This window comes from Chryseobacterium indologenes (assembly GCF_001295265.1).
Classification (GTDB): Bacteria; Bacteroidota; Bacteroidia; order Flavobacteriales; family Weeksellaceae; genus Chryseobacterium; species Chryseobacterium indologenes_A.
In genome coordinates, this window is record NZ_LJOD01000001.1 from 283774 (window position 1) to 304665 (window position 20892).

Consider the following 20892-nt stretch of genomic DNA (forward strand, 5'->3'; position numbering starts at 1 on the left):
AAATGTTTTCAGAGTATTTTGATGCATGTGTATTTTTCAATAAAAATCCGGCAGAAAATTTCTGCCGGACTGCACTAGTCTTTAATAAAAATTATTCTACTATTATTTTCTTTGTAACAGCAGCGCTTCCATCAGCACTGATTTTTACCAGATAAACTCCTTTTTTAGCTCCGTCAATATTCACCTTATTTGTTCCTTTATCTAATTTCTGAGCTGATTTAATCAGTCTTCCTGAAATATCATAGATTTCAACAGAGGTATTATTTTTATTATTTTCTATGGTAAATACTCCGTTTTTAACAGGATTAGGATAAATGCGGAACTGGTCGTCAGCTTTCGTTATTTCTTTCGTTGAAAGTACTCCATTTCCTATTCCCACACCATACCATGCTTTTACATTCTGCTGCTGCTCGTTGCTGGAAGCACCATAAAGATCAGTTACAGCCTGTTTGGTTGCATTATAAGCATCCAGATAAGTTGTATTTGGAGTCATATATTGATGGAGTGCTCTGTAGATAATTTTTTCTGCTTTTTCAATGGTAATTCCGGTTACGTTATAGGCGTTACCAATATCGTTGGTTCCCGAACCTCCCTGTGAAAGAAGATAAAACCAATAGTTTCCTACTCCACTGTTGGTATGAACCCCTCCATAATCATTATTTTCATCAGGATTGGCTGTGTTTGCCCAATGTGTTCCATTATAGGTATCCGGCTGTGGCCCCGGGTTTACATTATTAGGGTCTGACAAACTTCTCATATAAGGACTTGGAGATGGATTAAATATAGAAGCAGTGGTAATTCCTTCGCCTATGGTCCAATTTGGGTTATTTCCTGAATAAAATTCAATTGCTGTTCCCAGCATATCAGCAATAGACTCATTGATAGCTCCGGACTCTCCCTGATAGTTTAACCCACCTAAGCCATTTCTGCTGACAATCAGGTGAGAATATTCATGTCCGGCTACGTCTATTCCTACAACAGGGTTCATATAGGTAATCAGTCCGTTAAAAATTTTACCGTTTCCATAAAGCATACATACAATTCCTCCATACAAAGGTGTATCCAGTGCAGCAGCATTAGCACCTCCTGCCATTCCTCCGAAATCAAAATTATAATAATTCTCAATTTTAGATCCGTTTCCGTCATAACTGTTTCTGTTATGGCGGGTCATATAGTAATCATAAGCATTTTTCATAGCCCAGTGAACTTCCACCGGAGGTTTTGTTCCGTCTTCGGTATAATTGGCCGTAGGACTGATATATTCTTCCACACTGATAATTCCTCCGTTTACGGTATCTACATCAAGATTGGTTCCGTTCCTTGTATGGATATTCCGGGTATTGTCTTTCAGACGGTATTGCCCGTTATAAGAATCTACAGTAATAGATTGAGTACCCTTATAATACGTTGAGCTTTGAGATGGAGTATCTACATCATGAATTCTGGAATTTTTCTTCACAATAGTTCCTGATTCATTGTCAATATAGTATGTAAAGGCTTTCAAAGGCTTCAGAGACAAAGCTTCTACTTTTGAGGTGTGATAAACAGCAGCAGATCTCCCTTTATTTACTTTTGTAATGACTTCTTCTATATTGGAAACAGTAATCTTACCCTGAGCATTCAGATCAGAGATGATAATAGCTCTCATCTTCTGTAAAGTTGGCTGCTGTTTAGGAGATAAATTGATGTCAGAAATAATCTCTCCGTTTACATAAATTAACTTTCCTTCTTTTTCATGAAGCATCACCATGTCATCCATTACCTTTACTCCCTTATAATAATGTTCATATACAGAGTGTGTAATTCCCAACTCATCTTTATTTTTTTTAACAAGCCTGTAAGAGTGGTCAGTTCCGGTTCCCAGCCATTCTCCCAAATGATTCACCAGAAAATCCGGAGTAATATCTCTTCCGCTGAAATTCGCATTAAAGTTTCCCATTACTGAAGTAAACGAAATTTTAGGGAAGTCTTTAATTGAATTTTCAGAACCTTGTCTGTTTTGTGCGTGTACTGAAGTAAAAGGAGTAAGACCTGCAGTCAGAGCAAAAGCCAGGACCTTGGCAAGAGTAGTCATTTTTTTCATTGATATTACATTTATTTATAATTAGTATTTCACAGTTAGTAGGAGAAATACATAAATGTTACATAATTTTTAACATTCAAATACTTTAATAAAGAGAATAACACTAAAATACCGTAGAAAACCTTATTATAAATAAAAAACCCGACAGAAAATATTCTGCCGGATCTCATTATGTGTTTTTTTAAGGTTTTTGCTCTTCAGCATCCTCTGAAAAGGACATCGTACGAAATAATCTTTTTAATAAGTTAAATTAATTTTCTGAACCTATATTTATCTCTTAAAATTTAAATAGATACCGTTAAAAATAAAGAGTACATATCTCTATATCAACAAAACTATTTTTAATTTTCATAGTTAGTAGAGAAAAAGCAAAATTGTTACACTTTCTTAGGAAAAAAATACCTGCTTTTTTACAGAATGTCCTTTCTTAAAGTCTTCTTCCATAAAAAAAGAATAACATAAGTGCCCAAATCTCCTAAAAGATCCGGGCACTAAAATGATTTAATTTTTTACAGGTAGAGGGAAAAATTAAAAATTGTTACGAGTAGGCTATTTTTTTTCAGTTTAATCTGTTCAGTGCTTTCTGAAGTTCATTCAGGTCAATAAAATGAAGAAAGGCTCCCGCAAGAATAAAAATAAGGAGAACAATCGTTAAAAATGCAAGAATAAAAATATAAGCTGACACAAACCATAAAACGGTGTTCAGAATATTCCCCCTGATTCCGAATTTATTGATGAAAAATTTTTGAGATCGTTCAAACCATGAAACTTTATTCCGTAGCGGGCTTTGTTTTGCTTCAACTCCGTTAAGTTCATCTACCAGCCGGACAACATCATTAATATATCTTCCGTACATATAATACATCCAATATTTGATAACGAACCACACCAGCAATAATGTAATCATAAAACTGATTCCAAAAATAGCGAGGTTGTATTTCATTTCGAAATGAAAATTGATGGTAATCAGTGATAAAAGAAAAGCAAGAGGAATATAGGATATATAATAGGAAATGTAGATTTCTTTCGATATTAAAAGCTGTGTTTTAAGGTTAAACAAGTCATAATTTGTATTGATGCTTTTGCGGCAGAGCATTTTATAAAGCTTAAGGAACCGGGAATAAAAATAAATGATAAGAGCAAGGGTAAGTACAACCACAAAGGCCGATATAATCTTGATATTAGCATCTCCGGAAGCAAACGGGAACCCAATCATCAGCATGGGCAGGGTAACGACCATAAGCCAAAACTCTGTTTCCATATTAATTTTAAGCATCTGCAGCGGCGAGTGTATCTCGTTCTGCTTTTCCAGAGAAACCTCAGGCAGGTCGTCTCTGGTATCTTTATTCCAAAGTTCTTTAAAATTTTCTAACTCCATTGTATGTGTTTAAATCTGTGTTTTTTTCTTCTCAATGATCTCTTTCAACTTTGTTTTAGCCCTGTTCATCTTCACTCTTGCATTGACTTCGGTTATTCCCAGCTGCCGGGCAATCTCTTTACCCGGAAAATCCTGCAAAAAGTAAAAAATGAGCGCTTTGTCAATCGGACTGAGCTGCTGGATTGCTTCATACATCAACTTCATATTTCTATCATCCGTATCATTATAGGGTTCCTGCTGGATGGCAATATTTTCCACCCGTTGATTTTGTATAAAACTACGTTTTTTTTCGCTTCGGAGAAAGACTATGGCGGTATTTAGTGCAGTTCTGTAGAGCCAGGTAGAAAAGTCGCTCCTTCTTTGGAAATCACTGTATGATTTCCAGGCCTGATAAATGATCTCCTGATAAAGATCATTCTGATCATCCTGATTGTCCATATACATCTTAGAAATCTTGAATATAACACCTTTATGTTTTTCAATTTTTTCTAAAAATTCATTTTCCATTGAAGACATGGTAAAAATTCTACACCTTTAACAGCAATTCACACAATAGCTATCTTATTTTATTAAAAATAACCATAAAATTCAAGCTTTAATGTACAAAATCCTCAAAAAATGCGAAAATTTTTTAAGGATTTTTATTTTATGTTAAATTGAATTAAAAAAGAAATATCAGAAAATATAGTCTGTACTTAGAAAATGAGAATCATGATTTCTAACGATTGTATTGAGTAATTTTTTATTGGAATCGGTGAGTTTTGCCGCCACCAGAGATCTTATTGAAAATGAACGGAGCGCATCAAAAACAGAAAGTGTTCCTTCTGCACTGTCTTTTCTTCCGGTAAAAGGAAAAACATCCGGTCCACGCTGTGCCTGACAATTGATATTTACCCGACTTACGAGATTAACAAAAGGATCAATCAGCCTTCCTACTTCCTCCGGATCTTCACTGAATATACTCACCTGCATACCATGGGAGGCATTAATCTGGTATTCTACAGGTTCTTCAATATCATCAAAAGGAACTACGGGAATTACAGGACCAAACTGTTCTTCATGATAAAGCTTCATCCGGCTGTCAACGGGATAAACCACTGCCGGATAGACAAAAGAAGCCTCGGTGTACCCTCCATTCTGATTTAACACTGCAGCTCCCTTCGATAGAGCATCATCAATGCATTCCTGAAGATACGGTGGCTTATTAACTTCCGGAAGAGGGGTAACTTTAACTCCACTCTCCCATGGAAGTCCGGGTTTAAGAGCGGAAACGGCATCACTTAATTTTTGGGTAAACGCTGCAGCTACTTCTTTTTGAACAAAAATCAGCTTCAATGCGGTACATCGTTGCCCATTAAAAGACAGTGCACCTAAAATGCACTCATTCACTGCAACATCTAAATCGGCATTTTTAGTTACAATTGCAGCATTTTTTGCATCTAAGCTTAGAATAGCCCTAAGCCGGTTTACCTTAGGATGCAGCTTTTTCAGTCCATTCGCCACTTTGCTGGAGCCAATAAAAGCCAGGACATTTACTTTTCCGCTTTCCATGATGGGAGTAATGATCTCCGAACCTTTTCCGTAAAGGGTATTTACTGTTCCTTTCGGGAAGGCTTCCTTAAAGGCATTCAGTAACGGATAATGGGCAAGAACTCCATGTTTGGGAAGTTTAAACAGAATTGTATTTCCCATGATAAGCGCAGGGATTAATGTCGTAAAGATTTCATTTAAAGGATAATTGAAAGGTCCCATGCTCAAAACAACTCCCAAAGGAGCTCTTCTGATCTGCGCAATAGTGCCTTCTGCCTCCTGGAAGCGTGAAGATTCCCGATCCAGATCTTTGAGGGCATCAATCGTCTGATTGATGTAATCTACAGTTCTGTCGAATTCTTTTGTGGAATCTGCCAGAGTTTTCCCGATCTCCCACATCAGCAGCTTTATAATAAGATCACGCTGCTGGATCATCAGGTAAACAAACTTCTGCATACACTGTATACGCCCTTCTACAGACATTGTAGGCCATTCACCCAGGCCATTGTCATAGGCTTTAACACAGGCTTCAAGAACTTCCATTGCTTCTGCCGGACCAATATTGGGGACACTTCCGAGCAACTTCCTTTCCAGACCATTTTCTGTAGGAATGCAGACGGGTGAATAAATATTCTGTACTTCGCCTTTCCACTCTACCAATTCTCCGTTGAGAAGATAGACTTTCTGGTGAATCTCAGGAACTTTAAACTCTTCAGGAATTTCATTTTCGCTTTTAAAAATATTCTGAAATGACAATTTGCTTGCTGAATCCATATTGTATAAACTATTTAATATTCTGATTATTTTCTGAATAATAAAGGTAGAGGGAAAATTCGGTTTCAGGAATAATGATTTAATAGATTTGTTCTATTTAAAAGCTGTTTGAATGAAAATTAATCCTGCTTACTGAAAAAAAGAATAATTTTGCTGTAAAATTAAATCTCATGTATTCAAAAGTAGTTTTCAGTACGTTATTATTATTCTCAGCATTCATCTTTGCTCAAAATACCAAAACAGTCAATACCATTTTAATGAGGGGTAAACCGGTACATACTTATTCCCAGCTTCCGGCTGTGAATAAAACCGCTCCAAAGTTTACGCTTACTGATGTTGATATGAAAGATCAGACCCTAGATTCTTATAAAGGTAAATATGTGATTCTTAATATTTTCCCAAGTGTAGATACAGGTGTTTGTTCTGCTTCTGTACACCATTTCAATGAAGATGCCGCTAATCTTCCGAACACTGTTGTTCTTTGTATTTCCAAAGATCTGCCTTTCGCCCAGAAAAGGTTTTGTGGTGCGGAAGGAATTAAAAATGTAGTGATGCTTTCTGATTTCCGTTCTGATTTCGGGAAAACATATGGCGTGGAAATTACAGATTCTGCTATGAAAGGACTTTTAAGCAGAGCGGTTGTTGTCATTGATCCTTCAGGAAAAGTTGTTTATCAGGAACAGGTTGCCGATATTTCCCAGGAACCTAATTATGAAGCGGCTATTAAAGCAGTGAAGAAATAGAAAAAATAATGGAAGCTGGAAGCTCATTCTTGACTTATCACTTTTCACAGTTATCAATACTCTATGATTAGACTTAAACAAAATCTCCGGTCCTGATTACCGGAGATTTTTATTTTTTGAGTTTTTTCTTTTTAGTGGTTATCAATACGGCTCTATTTTTAGCTTTATCTCCATATAAAGCGATTGCTGCATCCCTTTTTAAAACCTTCATTTCTTTAATGGAATTTTGATCAAGACTTCTGGTTGACTCATAATCAGATATCTTCCCATTTAAAACGTATAGCGGTTCAATATCTTTCCGATTAACAACCGTTCCTCCCCCAACCAGCATCTGTTGATGGACTTTGCTGTTCTTTTGAAATCCCAATACTATCACATGATCATTTAATTCTGCTGTTTCTACCGTATCATTTTTTACATTTTGCTGTGCATTTACGGCTGTAAGGCCTCCTGCTGTTAAAGCAAAACCAACCGCAAATTTTGTAAAAAGAGCATTGATAGAGGAATAATGTAAATCCCTGTTGAGCTGCGACGGATTAAAGTTTCCGCATATATTTTCTGAAGAATCTGAAAAAGCATCCATAATTTCTTCATCTGTAGAAGTTCTGAAATCTCTGACTGTCTTGGAACAGACTGAACAGAATCTTCCTTTCTCATCGGGAGTCATGTTATTCCAGTTTTCATGACAAGGCTTGGGTATGGTAATTTTCATGAGGATGTCTTTTATTATAAAGATGATCCGGATGCAGAAAAGGTTGGAATGAAAAGTAAAATTTATTTAAATAATAAAAATATTTTTTTCTAAGCGTCTTTCAAAATCTCCCCATCCTCCAAAACCACATACTCCTGTCCCACCTCTTCCGAAACCCTCTTTAAATCCTCCTCATCAAACTCCTGCGGAACATAACATTTCTCATGGGTAAACAAACCATAATGAATAGGAACCAGTTTTTCAGCATGTAAAAGATGAGCGGCAGCAAAGGCTTCTTTCAGATTAAGAGAGGCCGGAACAGGGCTGTACTCCAGGCCGATGATCTCAAAATTCACCACAACACCGTTCACCGGAAGAAATGCATAATCAATACCCGGATTTTCTTTTCCCAGCTTCCAGAACTGATTATGCCAGATGGTATCCCCTCCATGAAAAATCTTTGTGGTTCCGTCATCCACGATCCAGGAAGTCTGGATTTCTCCTACACCATCCATGGCAAATACCGGTTTGAATGTGATATTATTTTCAGTAAAGGTTTCATCCAGATCCAGAATGATCATTTCGATATCCCCTACAATTTTTCTGACTATAGCTTCCAGCCCTGAATAGACAATCAGTTTTCCATCCTTTTTCAGGCATTTTCTGATCACGCTTTTGTCAAAATGGTCCAGGTGCAGGTGGGTAAACAGAATATAATCAGCCTGTACCTCATCTGAAAATATGATCAGATCTTCAACGGCATCTCCCAAAACCGGCTTATAGTAAGAAAAATCTTCGGCAGCATCTATCAGGATTGTTTTTTGTCGGGATACCAGCTTTATTCCGGCCCAGTTTAATTTCTGTATTTCCATATTCTTTTTTTCCAGCAAAGGAAAAGACTTATGGAAGACTGGTCAATAAACAAAAGATAATTAATGAGGGTTGATGGAAGCTGGAGGATGGAAGAAGGAAGTTATTGAGGTTATAAAAACAATTATACCTCTTCTTTTATATATTTTTAAAAGATTATTTTCAGAAGTTATAAGATTGACAGCAATTTACAGCTTATCTAATCATTAATTCTTTTTCTGATCCGGCTTAAAGAAATAGGAGTAATTCCAATGTATGATGCCAGATATTTTAATGGAATATTCTGAATGTAGTGCGGTTTATTCTTCAGAAGATATTCATAGAGATCCTGGGGGGTATTTTTCAGCAGCAGCATTTCTCTTTTCAGGGCAGCACTCAGTTTTCTGCTCAGGTAATAGTTCTGCACAAAACGGCATTCGGGATTTACGGCAAACATTTCCTTTACTTCATCCAGCGAAATTTCCCATGCAAGACCGCTGTTTATTGATTCATATACTGCATCAGACCCTTTTTCTCCAACCGTAAAAATATCTCCGGGAAAGTAAAAATCAGCACAGACTTCGGTATCCGTCTCTGATGTACTGTTGATATAATATTTCCGAACAAGCCCATCTTCAAGAAGATAGGCTTTATTATCGGAAAATATATTTTTCTTTTGAAATTCAACCCCAGCGAATTTCTCCCAAACGGGATCGTTGTCATCCACATTCAGATGGGTAAACAGTTTCTTATTAATTTCTGCCAAGGTTATATGATGATTTACAGTAAGTTTTCGTCTACAAAATTCGGAAGTGTTACTTTCAGGTTAGGTTCTGCTTCCATAGCTCTTTTGATGGCAAAAACAGCGCCTTCATTTCTGGCCCAGCTTCTTCTTGAAATTCCGTTGTTAACATCCCAGAACAGCATAGACTTCAGCCTTCTTTCTGCATCTGCGCTTCCGTCAAGGAGCATTCCGAAACCACCATTGATGACTTCACCCCAGCCTACTCCTCCACCGTTGTGGATAGACACCCAGGTTGCCCCGCGGAAACTGTCTCCAATCACGTTATGAATAGCCATATCTGCGGTAAACCTTGATCCGTCATAAATATTGGAAGTCTCTCTGTACGGCGAATCTGTCCCGGAAACATCATGATGATCTCTTCCCAGTACCACAGGTCCGATTTCCCCTTTATGGATGGCGTTGTTGAAGGCTTCCGCAATCTTCATTCTTCCCTCTGCATCAGCATAAAGGATTCTGGCCTGTGAACCTACAACCAATTTGTTTTCCTGGGCCCCTTTAATCCATTGGATGTTATCTTTCATCTGCTGCTGAATTTCTTCTGGGGAATTTTTGATCATTTCTTCTAAAACAGCACAGGCAATATCATCGGTCTTCTGAAGATCCTCCGGTTTTCCGCTTGTACATACCCAGCGGAACGGCCCGAATCCGTAATCAAAACACATAGGTCCCATAATATCCTGAACATAGCTTGGATATCTGAATTCCCTTCCCAAAGTCGGGTTTTCTGCCATTACATCAGCACCGGCTCTGGAAGCTTCCAGTAAAAAGGCATTGCCGTAATCAAAGAAGTACGTTCCCTTTTGGGTATGCTTATTAATAGCAGCAGCGTGTCTTCTTAATGTCTCCTGGACTTTCTCTCTGAATAATTCAGGGTTTTCCGCCATCATGGTGTTGGATTCCTCAAAGCTCTGCCCTACCGGATAATATCCTCCTGCCCAAGGGTTGTGAAGCGAAGTCTGATCTGATCCTATATCAATTCTCAGATTTTCCTGATCGAATTTTTCCCAGACCTCAACAATATTTCCAAGATAAGCCAGAGAAACAGTTTCTTTATTCTGCTGTGCTTCTTTTACTCTTTTTACCAGCTCATCAAGGTCTTCATGAATTTCATTGACCCATTTCTGTTCGTGACGGATTTTCGTAATCTTTGGATTTACTTCAGCACATACCGTAACGCAGCCTGCAATATTTCCTGCTTTCGGCTGAGCACCGCTCATTCCTCCTAACCCTGAAGTTACAAAAAGTCCACCTTTTGGTTCTTTATTTATTTTTCTGAATGCATTAAGAACGGTAATGGTTGTTCCGTGAACAATTCCCTGCGGCCCGATATACATATAACTTCCTGCAGTCATCTGCCCATATTGGGTAACCCCTAAAGCATTGAATTTTTCCCAATCATCCGGTTTTGAATAATTCGGGATCATCATTCCGTTGGTTACCACCACTCTCGGAGCATCTTTATGTGAAGGAAACAGTCCCATCGGATGTCCTGAATACATTACCAGCGTCTGCTCATCTGACATTTCCGATAAATATTTCATCGTTAACAGATATTGCGCCCAGTTGGAAAAAACCGCTCCGTTTCCACCATACGTAATAAGTTCGTGAGGGTGTTGTGCCACGGCATAATCCAGGTTGTTCTGGATCATCAGCATGATTGCTTTGGCCTGTTCAGATCTTCCGGGATAATCCGTGATGGGTCTTGCCTTCATTTCATAATCCGGACGGAAGCGGTACATATAAATCCTTCCGTAATCTTCCAGTTCTTTTTTAAATTCCGGAATTAATTCTGCATGAAACTTAGGATCAAAATAACGCAGCGCATTCTTTAATGCCAGCTTTTTCTCCTCTTCTCCCAGAATTTCTTTACGCTTTGGAGCATGATTGATATTGGTTTCGTAAGGTTTCGGCTGTGGCAGCTGATTGGGAATCCCCTGCTGTATCTGTTCTTGAAATGTCATATTGCTGTTTAAAATTCAATGTTTTGAAGTTTTAAAGATATTCAAATTAGGAAAAATAGGCAACTAATAGGGTGAAAAAGCGGATTTGTTTCTTCTAAAGCATAGGAACGCACGCAAAATAATGTAACTTCCGGAATATCTTATGCACAAAGTTTTTTTCTTGATTAACATTCCTGATGATGACCATAATTCCGGATAATTTTTATACCGCAAATACACAAATAAGTTTAATGAGACATCTGTTATAACAGAAAAATATAAAACAGAATGATTTAAAATAAAAACCTTACTGAAATTTCAATAAGGCTTTTCTGTTGTTATTCAATATTTTAAGTCAGAACGTCATCATTTTCCTCTTCATGATCATCTGCATTATCGCTGAGACTCCAATAGTTATTTTCTTCATCTTCAGATCCTATTTCTTCCATTTCATCATCGTCTTCTGCTCCGGGAATGTCTAATCCTTTGTCAATCTTATCGTCATCTTCTTCACTAAGGATCGGATTTCCGTCTCCGTCCAGCGGAATATGTTTTTGTTTGTTGAATATATCTTCATCCGGACTGTAATCCATCTGTTCCAGTTTTCGGTTCTGTTCGTTATTATTCTTTTCCGGTGCCATGGTATTGAGTATTTAAGGTTTATAAAGACAGAACAAAAATAATTCCAAGTTGTCTATTTTCTATGAATATACTTCAGGATTTGCACAGTATGGCAGCTTTTCTCTTTTTGAAAAAGCAATAATATTTTCTGCGGCCACCCTTGCCATTCCGTTTCGGGCTTCCATAGTAGCTGATCCTATATGAGGCAGCACACAAACGGTGGAAAGTTGCAGAAGAGGATCATCCTGAGACATGGGCTCAGGATTCGTTACATCCAGCCCTGCTCCCCAGATTTGTCCGGAAACAATCGCTGCGTAAAGATCTTTCTGGTTGTGGAAGCCTCCTCGTGCTGTATTAATGAAAATAGCACCGGATCTCATCTTCTCAAAAACCGAATGGTTGAAAAGGTCTTTCTGCTCAGGGCTAAAACTGGCATGAATACTCAGTACGTCTGAATTTCCGGCCAGCTCGTCAAAAGAAACATAGGCAGCATTCAGTTCTTTTTCTGCCTGTTGATTCCGATGGTGGTTATGATAGATAATTTTCATATCAAAGGCTCGCTGTGATTTTTTTGCCATTTCAAAGCCTATCCTCCCCAGTCCGAAGATTCCCAATGTCTTTCCGTAGAGTTCCTGTCCCAAGGCATCCATGGGATCAAATGTTTCCCAATTTCCATCCTTTACTTTCTGAAAATTATATCCAGCCCTCCTGGCTACAGACTGCATCAATAAAAATGCTGTATCTGAGGTAGCTTTACTCAGAACATCAGGGGTATTCCCAACAGGAATTTTTCTGCGGTCAGCTTCCTGAATATCCACATGATCAAAACCTACTGAGTATAATGCAATCATTTTAATATTCGGGCATTCCTCAAAAAATGTTTTATCATACGTGAATGTGTTTCCTACGTTTAAAACAGCATCCGCATTCCTGCAGTATTGCAGCCATTCTTCATAAGAAAGGTCTTCTTTTTCAGGAAAAATAATATGTATTCCTTCTTTTTCCAGCATGCTGATCCCGATTTCAGGAATTCTTTTATTGATAAAAACGTTCATATTATCGGATTAATAATTCCAATGAAAAACCTCACTCTCTTAAAAAGTAAGGTTTCAAACTTTAATATTAAAAATGTTTTTCTTTCGTCTTAATGAATTTTATTCTTCTCCCAGGCCTCTGAAGCCATTTCCTGAATTTCTTCCCAAACTTCTTTAGCCGATTTCTGGGCATGGGCCATGAATCCCTGTTTGGTAGCTTCCTGATTTCTGCTTTTCATATCACTGATATAGTCTTTTACCTGCTGTGAATAACTTTCCACACTGTATCCCGGATTATTATGCAGGTTTTTCTGAATATTGCTGAAGTCGTGTGAAGACTTGAATCTATTCGTATCCATGATAATAAAATTTAAGTGATTAGGTCCGGTTTTGAGTCCAATTTTCATTCCGAAATGGTCTTAATGATCATTAAAAATGAAAAGAAATTGTTTCAATTCAAAACCATAAACAATGGAGCCTGAATCTCAGAATATGAATCTTAAACGGAGGGGCCTGAAATTGCTGCTAATGGTTGGTGTTTCCCAGCATTGGCACAAATTTGTAGGCTCCGAATTCTTCTTTTTCAAACTGGGTAGGTCCTACTTTTGTAAATCTGTATAAAACCTGTTCATCTACAGGCCCCAGCGGAATAACCATTTTCCCTCCCACTTTCAGCTGCTTCAGCAATTCTGTAGGAAGAACGGCTGCTCCGCAGGTTACAATAATCTTATCAAAAGGTGCAAACGTGGGAAGTCCTGCAAATCCATCACCAAAGCTTTGGAATTTGGGATATAAATGCATTTCTCTAAGCTTTTTCTTTGAAAAATCGAAAAGGTCTTTCTGTCTTTCCACGGTATATACCAGCCCTTTCATCGCCAGCAGAACAGCGGTCTGATATCCACAGCCTGTTCCTATTTCCAGAATTTTTTCTCCAGGCTGTACCTGAAGCAGTTCAGACTGCTCCGCTACTGTTGAAGGATGCGAAATGGTCTGTTGGGCAAGAATTGGAAATGCCCGGTCTTCATAGGCAAAATCTTCGAAAATACTTTCAATGAAAAGGTGTCTGGGAACTTCATTCATTGCCGAAAGTACATTTTCATCTGAAATTCCGATCCTTTGGCGGAGGTAGTCAACAAGGATCTTTCTTTTTCCTTTATGTACAAACGTATCGTGCATCATGGGTGGATATGGATATTAAGGTTTGGATAATCGTTCTGCAAAAGTAAAAAAACTATCCATATTGATCAACAAAAGCTCCGGAGTGTTTCTTAATACCTAAAATTATTATCTTTACAAAAATTAAAAAAGCTATGTTAAAAGCAGGTTTGGTAGGTGCCGGACATCTTGGAAAGATCCATTTAAGGCTTCTTAATCAGTCGGATAAGTATGAACTGGTAGGTTTTCATGATAAAGATGTTGAAAATGGAAAAAAATTAGAAGCTGAATTCGGGTATACATATTTTGAAAATTTTGATGAACTTCTGGAGCAGATTGATATGCTGGATATTGTGACGCCAACGGTTTATCATTATGATTATGCCTTAAAAGCTATTGAAAAAAAGCTTCATTTTTTTATTGAAAAACCGGTTACCCAGACGCTTGAGCAGGCAGAAGAAATCTTACGCCTATGCCAGGAAAACGGTATCAAAGCTCAGGTTGGCCACGTAGAACGATATAACCCTGCTTTCATTGCCACTAAAGAATACATCCAAAACCCTATGTTTATTGAAATTCACAGGCTTGCTGAATTCAATCCACGCGGAACGGATGTTTCTGTTGTACTGGATCTTATGATTCACGATCTGGATATTTTATTGAGCATGGTAAAATCCAAAGTAAAACACATCCATGCAAGCGGTGTATGCGTTGTAAGCAAAACCCCGGATATTGCCAATGCCAGAATTGAGTTCGAAAACGGGTGTGTTGCCAATCTTACGACTTCCAGAATCTCAATGAAGGCTATGAGAAAAAGCCGTTTCTTCCAGAAAGATGCTTATATTTCCGTTGATTTCTTAGAGAAAAAAGCTGAAGTAATCCGAATGAAAGATGCTCCGGAGAATCCGACTCCTTTTGATATGATTATTGAAAATGCCGAAGGAGAAAAAAATCAGATCTTATTTGAATATCCTAATATCCAGGCGAACAATGCGATTCTGGATGAACTTAACTCTTTTGCAGATGCTATCACTGATGGTAAAAATGTAGAAGTTTCCCTGGAAGACGGAACTGAGGCGTTGAAAGTAGCTCTTGAAATTGTAAAGCTGATTTCTTAATCAGGACGGCCTTATGAAAAGAAAAAACTTAACTATCTATAAAAAATAAAAGAAAAATGATCAAAAACATCGTAGTTATCGGGGCAGGAACCATGGGGAATGGTATTGCGCATACTTTTGCACAAAGCGGATTCAAAGTAAATCTGGTAGATGTTTCTCAGGATGCGCTGGACAGAGGCCTGAAAACCATTACGACCAACCTTGACAGAATTATAGCGAAGGGAAATCTTACCGAAGAACAGAAGGCTGAAACTTTAGGTAACATCAGTACTTTTACTGAACTTAAGAATGCTGTTGGTACAGCGGACCTTATTGTGGAAGCTGCTACTGAAAATCAGGATCTGAAGCTGAAGATTTTCGGGCAGATGGATGAGTTTGCTCCTGAAAACTGTATACTGGCGACCAATACGTCATCCATCTCTATTACTAAGATTGCAGCAGCTACAAAAAGAGCTGACAAAGTAATCGGAATGCACTTTATGAACCCGGTGCCTATTATGAAGCTTGTAGAGATCATCAAAGGATATTCTACTTCTAAGGAGACTTTTGATTCTATCTATGAAATGAGTAAAACCCTGGGCAAAGTTCCGGTAGAGGTAAATGATTATCCAGGTTTTGTGGCCAACAGAATCCTGATGCCTATGATCAACGAATCTATCGAAACCCTTTACAACGGAGTGGCAGGTGTAGAAGAAATTGACACTGTCATGAAGCTTGGAATGGCACATCCGATGGGACCGCTTCAACTTGCAGACTTTATCGGACTTGATGTGTGTCTTGCTATTCTTAATGTAATGTATGACGGCTTTAAAAATCCTAAATACGCTCCGAACCCGCTTCTTGTCAACATGGTAATGGCAGGAAAACTGGGTGTAAAATCCGGAGAAGGGTTCTATGATTATTCTGAAAGCAAAAAAGCTGAAAAGGTTTCAAAAATGTTTTTGAAATAAATTTTTCGGGACTATTTTTAGCTTAATGAAAAGAAAAGAAAAAAATATCCAGATAGCAATGGTCATCATTACGGTAATGATGACCATTTTACGTTTTCTGCTGAATGAAAAAGGAAGGGTAAACCCAGACTCGATCCGCTTTATGCGGTTCGCCCATGTTTTCCCGGTTATTGACAACACCACTACTCCTCTGGGCTATCCGGTAGCCATCAAGCTATCTACTTTGCTGGGATTTGATGAATTCTGGGGGAGCAAAGCCCTGGGCATAGCCGCCTTGTTGTTTATTATCTGTTTCTGCTGGGTTAAAGACTTCTACAAAAGAGAAGCCATCATGATGAGTGCTCTTTTCAGCTTTGTTTCGCTTTATGCGTACACTATGAGTGAACCGTTCATTCTTCCGTTTGTTTTTCTGTTTCTGTATACCGCTTCACAGATCATTACCGGAAAACTTGAAAAAAGGAAAGCTGTTTTTTATCTTTCTCTTTCATTAATTGCCCTTTACAACATCAGATACAGCGCTTTATTCTTTATAGCAGGAGCAGGGCTTTACGGGCTGTTAACATGGAGAAAGAAGTATGGATCTGTCTTCATCATTTCCGGTATCATCGGGTTATCATTTGTAGTGGCTTATAAATTTCTGTTTATTGATTATTTTAACCAGAACTACGTTAAAACTTTTCTGGAAATAGGCCTTCATCCGACGTCTAAACTGCTGAAAGAATTTTTCCAGGGGCTGGCTACTTCTTTTAATCCTTTTATTCATATTGCCGATCCGGGCGGAGGCAAAATTAATTATGCTATTTACGGAATCGGAGCTCTGAATATTGCTTTACTGATTTACCTTTTAATCAGTAAAAAGCTTTCAGAAACAGAACGTTTCTTTGTAACCATCAGTGTTACAGGTATTCTATGTTCTTATTTCATCCAGTATTTCTATTCTGTGAATGCCATGGACTACAGGATCATAGGACCATTTCTTGTTCCGTTGTGGCTGATATATTTTAATAGACTGTTCGGTATTTTCGGAAATAAAACCTATTCTATCAGCGTCCTAAGTATTATGACCGGGCTGGCTTTTACCTGGCTGTCTAAAGGAAATTATCTTGAAAACAGAAAAGCGGTTTCAGAGTTCCTGAAAAACGAAAAACTGGACAAGGTTCCTTTACAGTTCTTTGTTACAAAAAAGGAAGAGGACATGAATAAAATGAAAACAGCGGAACTTGTCAGTACAGTAAATGCCGATGTTACACTTACTTATAAACCTCAGGATACGGTTCGTAAAACTACCTTAACATGGTATAAAGTTTTACAAAAAATTAAAATCGACAAGAATAAATATCAATAATTTTATTATCTTTGGTTAAAGTTAAAACATTAAAAAAATGAAATTACCAAAGTTTTTATTAGCAGATAATTCGGAATTTCCTGAAGATCTATTCGTAGTACACACAGAATATCCAAGATTTATCTTAAACGTTGAGGAAGAAGAGGTTGAGTGGTTAGATGATCTTGAAGGTGATGACGAAGAAACAATGGCAGATGAAGCTACTAAAGTGGTAGAAGCGGCATTCAAATGGTGCGATGAAGAGTTGGCTAAGTACGACGAAGAAGAGGAAGATTAATAACAGTCTAAACATAAAAAAGGAACTCAAATGAGTTCCTTTTATTTTTTATTCTGCTTTGTTGAACTTCAATAATAAAAGATTGTCTTTGTAAAGCTCTAAGGTATTCCCGGAAACTACATATTTATTAGCTTTTCCTACCATATCCATAAAATTCTGCTCCACGCTCATGCTGTTACACATCATTTTTGTAGATCCCAGCTGTCCGGCAGAGAAAGTACCCGTAGAAGATTCTATTTTAGCTGTTCCGAAATAATTGTTGCATCCTGCATTACCATTGATCTTTTCTCCTTCGAAATTCAGGGTAGGAATTTTTCCTTTTACATTATCTGCAAGAGTCCATTTTGTATTTTCTAATGAAGGTTGTGCTTTTCCTACTTTTGAAGCAGAGGCACTTGTTGCTGCACCACACGACGCCAAAACTGCTGCCGCACAAATACTTAAAAAAAGATTTTTCATTTTTTTCTTTTAGAATTAATCAAATTTACGGATTTTATATTATTTAAACGGTTTGCAGGAAATTTTATTATTTTTTTAAGAGGTTTATTTTAGTTGTTGATCCTGATGATTTTATTAAAAATTTATTATTAACCACCACGGATGAACAAATGATTTTAGTTTTTTATTCGCCGGAAAGCTGAACATATTGAGGAGGTTTTCGCAGTGAAAATAACAGAAATGCTGCCTGTTTCGGAATTGTTTTTATTGGCCAAGAGAGATCGTTTAAAACCTTGTGCACGTTGCGTTTTACATCCCAAAAATCCAATTTAAAGAGTTTATAATAATTGGATTTAGGAAAACAAAAAAACGGACTAAAAAGCCCGTTTATATGATGTATTATTCTGTTGAATTAAGATCTTAATTCTGCATTGTATTCTTTCTGGAATGCTTTAATTAAAGAATCCATTACTTCTGAAATTTCTTTTTCTTCCAATGTTTTTTCTTCATTCAGAAGCTCGAAGCTCATAGCATAAGATTTCTTTCCTTCCGGAAGGTTTTTCCCTTCATACACATCAAATAAGTTGATATTTTTGATGAACGGAGATTTATTTTTCTTCGCCGTCTGGTAAAGATCCTGATAGTTTACAGTCTTATCAATCAGCAGTGCAAGGTCTCTTCTGATCTTGTTGAATTTAGGAATATCCTTGAATTTCAGAGTATTCTTAGAACGCAGCTCCTGAGCCAGTTCCAGCTCTATTTCAGCATAGAAGCATTCCTGGTCAATATCAGCATCTTTCAGCAATGCAGGGGCAACTTTACCGATTCTTACCAAAGTTTTCCCGTTCACTTCATAGGCTAAAGCATCAGAGAATCTTTCATCGGATAAAGCGGTTTCTTTATAATCAACCGCTAATTTTTCCAATAAAACTTTTACGTAAGCTTTAAGGTTGTAGAAGCTTACCGCAGATTTCGGCAGCAGCCAGTTTTCGGCAGCGTCTCTTCCGGACACAAGAATGGCCAGCTGTTTTCTTTCTTCATATTTATCTCTCTTGTGGTAAATTTTACCCAATTCAAAGAACTTAATATCCTGATTCTTTCTGTTGATATTGTAAACAGCATTCTGAAGCAGTCCTTCCAATAGAGATTTTCTCATGAATGCAAGATCACCGCTTAAGGGATTTAACAGCTTCACGGCATCTGTTTCATCTTTCACAGAGGTGAGTGAATTGTTCATCACTTCGTTGAAACCTAATGCCTGTAATGTTCCTGCCCAGCTGTTCTCTAGTTCATCCTGGTCATTTGCATTCAATTTTACCGGGGTAAAGGAAATTTTCTGTGGAGCATCAATCTTGTTATATCCGTAAATTCTAAGAATTTCTTCAATAACATCAATTTCTCTTGTTACATCTGCTCTATAGGCGGGTACAGAGATTTCAAGACCATTCTGGATTTCGTTCAGCACCTGGATTTCAAGGGCTTTTAAAATTTCTTTTACTTTCTCTCTGTGAATTTTGGTTCCTAAAATCTGTTCGATCTTCGAGAATCTGATGATGACATAGCTGTCTTCAATTTTCTTCGGATATTCTTCCAGCAGCTCTCCTACAAACTTTCCTCCTGCAATCTCCTGAATCATTTTAATGGCATGGGTAATTGCAGTTCTTGTAATATTAGGATCAACTCCTCTTTCAAACCGGAAAGAAGCATCTGTATTCAGTCCGTGGAATTTGGCTCCTTTTCTTACCGCTACCGGGTTGAAATAAGCACTTTCCAGGAATATTGTTTTTGTAGCATCAGAAACCCCAGATTCTGCTCCACCGAACACTCCGGCAATACACATCGGGGTATCTTTACCATCTTTGATCATGATTTCAGAACCGTTCAACGTTCTTTCTGTACCATCAAGGGTTTTGAATTTTGTTCCTTCTTTTACGACCCCTACTTTCACTTTTTTATCTCCGATCTTATCTGCATCGAAAGCGTGAAGCGGCTGCCCATACCCGTGAAGGATATAGTTGGTAATGTCTACAATATTATTGATCGGACTTAATCCAATGGCTTTCAGTCTGTCTTTTAACCAGGCCGGAGAATCTGCTACTTTTACATCTTCAATAATGGCTCCTATATATCTTGGGCAAAGTGCCGTATCTTCTACTTCCAGCGTGAATTCATGAGTACCCTCACCGTTTAAAGCTACAGAAGATACTTTTTCAAACGTTGATTTCTGCTGGTTGGTGGAAAGGAAAGCATGCAGATCTCTTGCTACACCGTAATGTGACATGGCATCTGTTCTGTTGGGAGTCAGCCCTATTTCAAAAACTTCATCATTGGTCAGTTCAAAATAATCGGCAAAGTTTTTTCCTACTTCATATTTTGTTTCGTCTAAAACCATGATTCCGCCGTGGTCATCACTTAGTCCAAGCTCATCTTCTGCACAGATCATTCCCTGAGAAACCTCTCCTCTGATCTTTGCTTCCTTAATTTCGAAAAAGTTTCCGGTTTTATCATAAATTTTAGTTCCTACAACTGCTACAGGCACGGTCTGCCCGGCTTCAACATTCGGGGCACCACATATAATGTTTAAAACTTTTCCGCTACCTACATCTACTGTAGTTTTTTTCAGTTTGTCTGCATTCGGATGTTTCTCGCAGGTCAATACTTTTCCTACGACAATTCCTTCCAGACTGCCTTTTACACTTTCAAATTTTTCTATCCCTTCAACTTCAAGACCTATATCTGTAAGGAATTCTCCGATTCTTTCCGTTTTCAGTTCCGTTTTAACATAGTCTTTCAGCCAGTTGTTTGATATTTTCATTTGCTCAATCTATTTTTAATTGATCAGAGGTCAGGTTACGTTCATCTGATCATTTTTATTCTTTCCAATCACGATTTTTTTCATTAATCATGAAAATTTACGTGAATTTTTCGAGCTACAAATGTCGTGTTTTTTTGAGAAACAGCGAAATTTAGAAGCGACTTTAATAGGATAAATTCCTTTGATTTGTTTTGATCCCTGTCTGGCAGAACGATCTTCTTCCGCTGTATAAATATGCTTTTCGTTATGCCTGGATCCTCCAAAAATTCAGTATCCCCTGAAATATTTCTTTTTTTCTACAAGATATTCGGTTTATTTCCTTTACCTGTTCTGAAAAGGGTTTTTA

At 37.7% G+C, this 20892-nt stretch carries 19 protein-coding genes; 5 read left to right on the plus strand and 14 right to left on the minus strand.

Annotated features, from left to right (window positions below; genetic code table 11):
* Nucleotides 1-91: 91 nt before the first annotated feature.
* The 4 genes from AOB46_RS01245 to AOB46_RS01260 all read right to left on the minus strand — a co-directional run bounded on the left by AOB46_RS01245 (nt 92) and on the right by AOB46_RS01260 (nt 5765).
* Nucleotides 92-2083: a M4 family metallopeptidase gene (locus AOB46_RS01245; RefSeq protein WP_062696227.1), complete on the minus strand. Its 1992-nt coding sequence runs from the start codon at nt 2081-2083 to the stop codon at nt 92-94.
* A 559-nt stretch (nt 2084-2642) separates the two neighbouring features.
* Nucleotides 2643-3461 (minus strand): hypothetical protein, encoded by an 819-nt coding sequence (locus tag AOB46_RS01250; protein ID WP_062696228.1) that lies wholly within the window; start codon nt 3459-3461, stop codon nt 2643-2645.
* 9 nt (nt 3462-3470) lie between these two features.
* Nucleotides 3471-3977 carry an RNA polymerase sigma factor gene (locus AOB46_RS01255; protein WP_062696229.1) on the minus strand — a complete coding sequence of 169 codons (507 nt, stop codon included), beginning with the start codon at nt 3975-3977 and terminating at the stop codon, nt 3471-3473.
* Nucleotides 3978-4136: 159 nt separating this feature from the next.
* A complete protein-coding gene (locus AOB46_RS01260; protein WP_062696230.1) occupies nt 4137-5765 on the minus strand; it encodes an NADP-dependent glyceraldehyde-3-phosphate dehydrogenase in 1629 nt (542 codons plus the stop codon).
* Nucleotides 5766-5935: 170 nt separating this feature from the next.
* On the opposite strand from AOB46_RS01260, the gene tpx reads away from it, so the two are divergent.
* Complete coding sequence (gene tpx, locus AOB46_RS01265) at nt 5936-6508, plus strand: thiol peroxidase (RefSeq protein ID WP_082376992.1); 573 nt, start codon at nt 5936-5938, stop codon at nt 6506-6508.
* Nucleotides 6509-6617: 109 nt separating this feature from the next.
* On the opposite strand, the gene AOB46_RS01270 is transcribed toward tpx, so the two are convergent.
* The 8 genes from AOB46_RS01270 to AOB46_RS01305 form a co-directional block, all read right to left on the minus strand.
* Nucleotides 6618-7220 carry a hypothetical protein gene (locus tag AOB46_RS01270; RefSeq protein WP_131724290.1) on the minus strand — a complete coding sequence of 201 codons (603 nt, stop codon included), beginning with the start codon at nt 7218-7220 and terminating at the stop codon, nt 6618-6620.
* 89 nt (nt 7221-7309) lie between these two features.
* Complete coding sequence (locus tag AOB46_RS01275) at nt 7310-8071, minus strand: MBL fold metallo-hydrolase (protein WP_131724291.1); 762 nt, start codon at nt 8069-8071, stop codon at nt 7310-7312.
* Between the two features lie 197 nt (nt 8072-8268).
* Complete coding sequence (locus tag AOB46_RS01280) at nt 8269-8814, minus strand: Crp/Fnr family transcriptional regulator (protein WP_062696233.1); 546 nt, start codon at nt 8812-8814, stop codon at nt 8269-8271.
* Nucleotides 8815-8828: 14 nt separating this feature from the next.
* Nucleotides 8829-10814, minus strand: coding sequence for a urocanate hydratase (locus AOB46_RS01285; RefSeq protein WP_062696234.1), 1986 nt, complete (start codon nt 10812-10814; stop codon nt 8829-8831).
* Nucleotides 10815-11143: 329 nt separating this feature from the next.
* Nucleotides 11144-11434 carry a hypothetical protein gene (locus tag AOB46_RS01290; RefSeq protein ID WP_062696235.1) on the minus strand — a complete coding sequence of 97 codons (291 nt, stop codon included), beginning with the start codon at nt 11432-11434 and terminating at the stop codon, nt 11144-11146.
* Between the two features lie 60 nt (nt 11435-11494).
* Nucleotides 11495-12469 carry a 2-hydroxyacid dehydrogenase gene (locus tag AOB46_RS01295; RefSeq protein ID WP_062696236.1) on the minus strand — a complete coding sequence of 325 codons (975 nt, stop codon included), beginning with the start codon at nt 12467-12469 and terminating at the stop codon, nt 11495-11497.
* Nucleotides 12470-12558: 89 nt separating this feature from the next.
* Nucleotides 12559-12807 (minus strand): hypothetical protein, encoded by a 249-nt coding sequence (locus tag AOB46_RS01300; protein WP_062696773.1) that lies wholly within the window; start codon nt 12805-12807, stop codon nt 12559-12561.
* Nucleotides 12808-12973: 166 nt separating this feature from the next.
* On the minus strand, nt 12974-13624 hold the full coding sequence (locus AOB46_RS01305; protein WP_062696237.1) for a protein-L-isoaspartate(D-aspartate) O-methyltransferase: 651 nt from the start codon (nt 13622-13624) through the stop codon (nt 12974-12976).
* A gap of 134 nt (nt 13625-13758) precedes the next feature.
* Between AOB46_RS01305 and AOB46_RS01310 the strand changes: the two genes are divergently transcribed.
* The 4 genes from AOB46_RS01310 to AOB46_RS01325 are packed head-to-tail and all read left to right on the plus strand — an operon-like array spanning nt 13759 to nt 17293.
* Nucleotides 13759-14721, plus strand: coding sequence for a Gfo/Idh/MocA family protein (locus tag AOB46_RS01310; protein WP_062696238.1), 963 nt, complete (start codon nt 13759-13761; stop codon nt 14719-14721).
* 59 nt (nt 14722-14780) lie between these two features.
* Nucleotides 14781-15671: a 3-hydroxybutyryl-CoA dehydrogenase gene (locus AOB46_RS01315; RefSeq protein WP_185113842.1), complete on the plus strand. Its 891-nt coding sequence runs from the start codon at nt 14781-14783 to the stop codon at nt 15669-15671.
* A gap of 25 nt (nt 15672-15696) precedes the next feature.
* Nucleotides 15697-17016 carry a hypothetical protein gene (locus AOB46_RS01320; protein WP_062696240.1) on the plus strand — a complete coding sequence of 440 codons (1320 nt, stop codon included), beginning with the start codon at nt 15697-15699 and terminating at the stop codon, nt 17014-17016.
* Nucleotides 17017-17053: 37 nt separating this feature from the next.
* A complete protein-coding gene (locus AOB46_RS01325) occupies nt 17054-17293 on the plus strand; it encodes a hypothetical protein (RefSeq protein ID WP_002977986.1) in 240 nt (79 codons plus the stop codon).
* A 48-nt stretch (nt 17294-17341) separates the two neighbouring features.
* Here AOB46_RS01325 and AOB46_RS01330 read toward each other — a convergent pair whose 3' ends face one another.
* Both AOB46_RS01330 and pheT read right to left on the minus strand, forming a co-directional pair.
* The gene (locus AOB46_RS01330) at nt 17342-17752 is read right to left on the minus strand and encodes an META domain-containing protein (RefSeq protein ID WP_062696241.1); all 411 of its coding nucleotides are present in this window, start codon (nt 17750-17752) and stop codon (nt 17342-17344) included.
* A gap of 391 nt (nt 17753-18143) precedes the next feature.
* Nucleotides 18144-20546, minus strand: a complete 2403-nt coding sequence (gene pheT / locus AOB46_RS01335; protein WP_062696242.1) for a phenylalanine--tRNA ligase subunit beta — start codon at nt 20544-20546, stop codon at nt 18144-18146.
* Nucleotides 20547-20892: the final 346 nt, after the last annotated feature.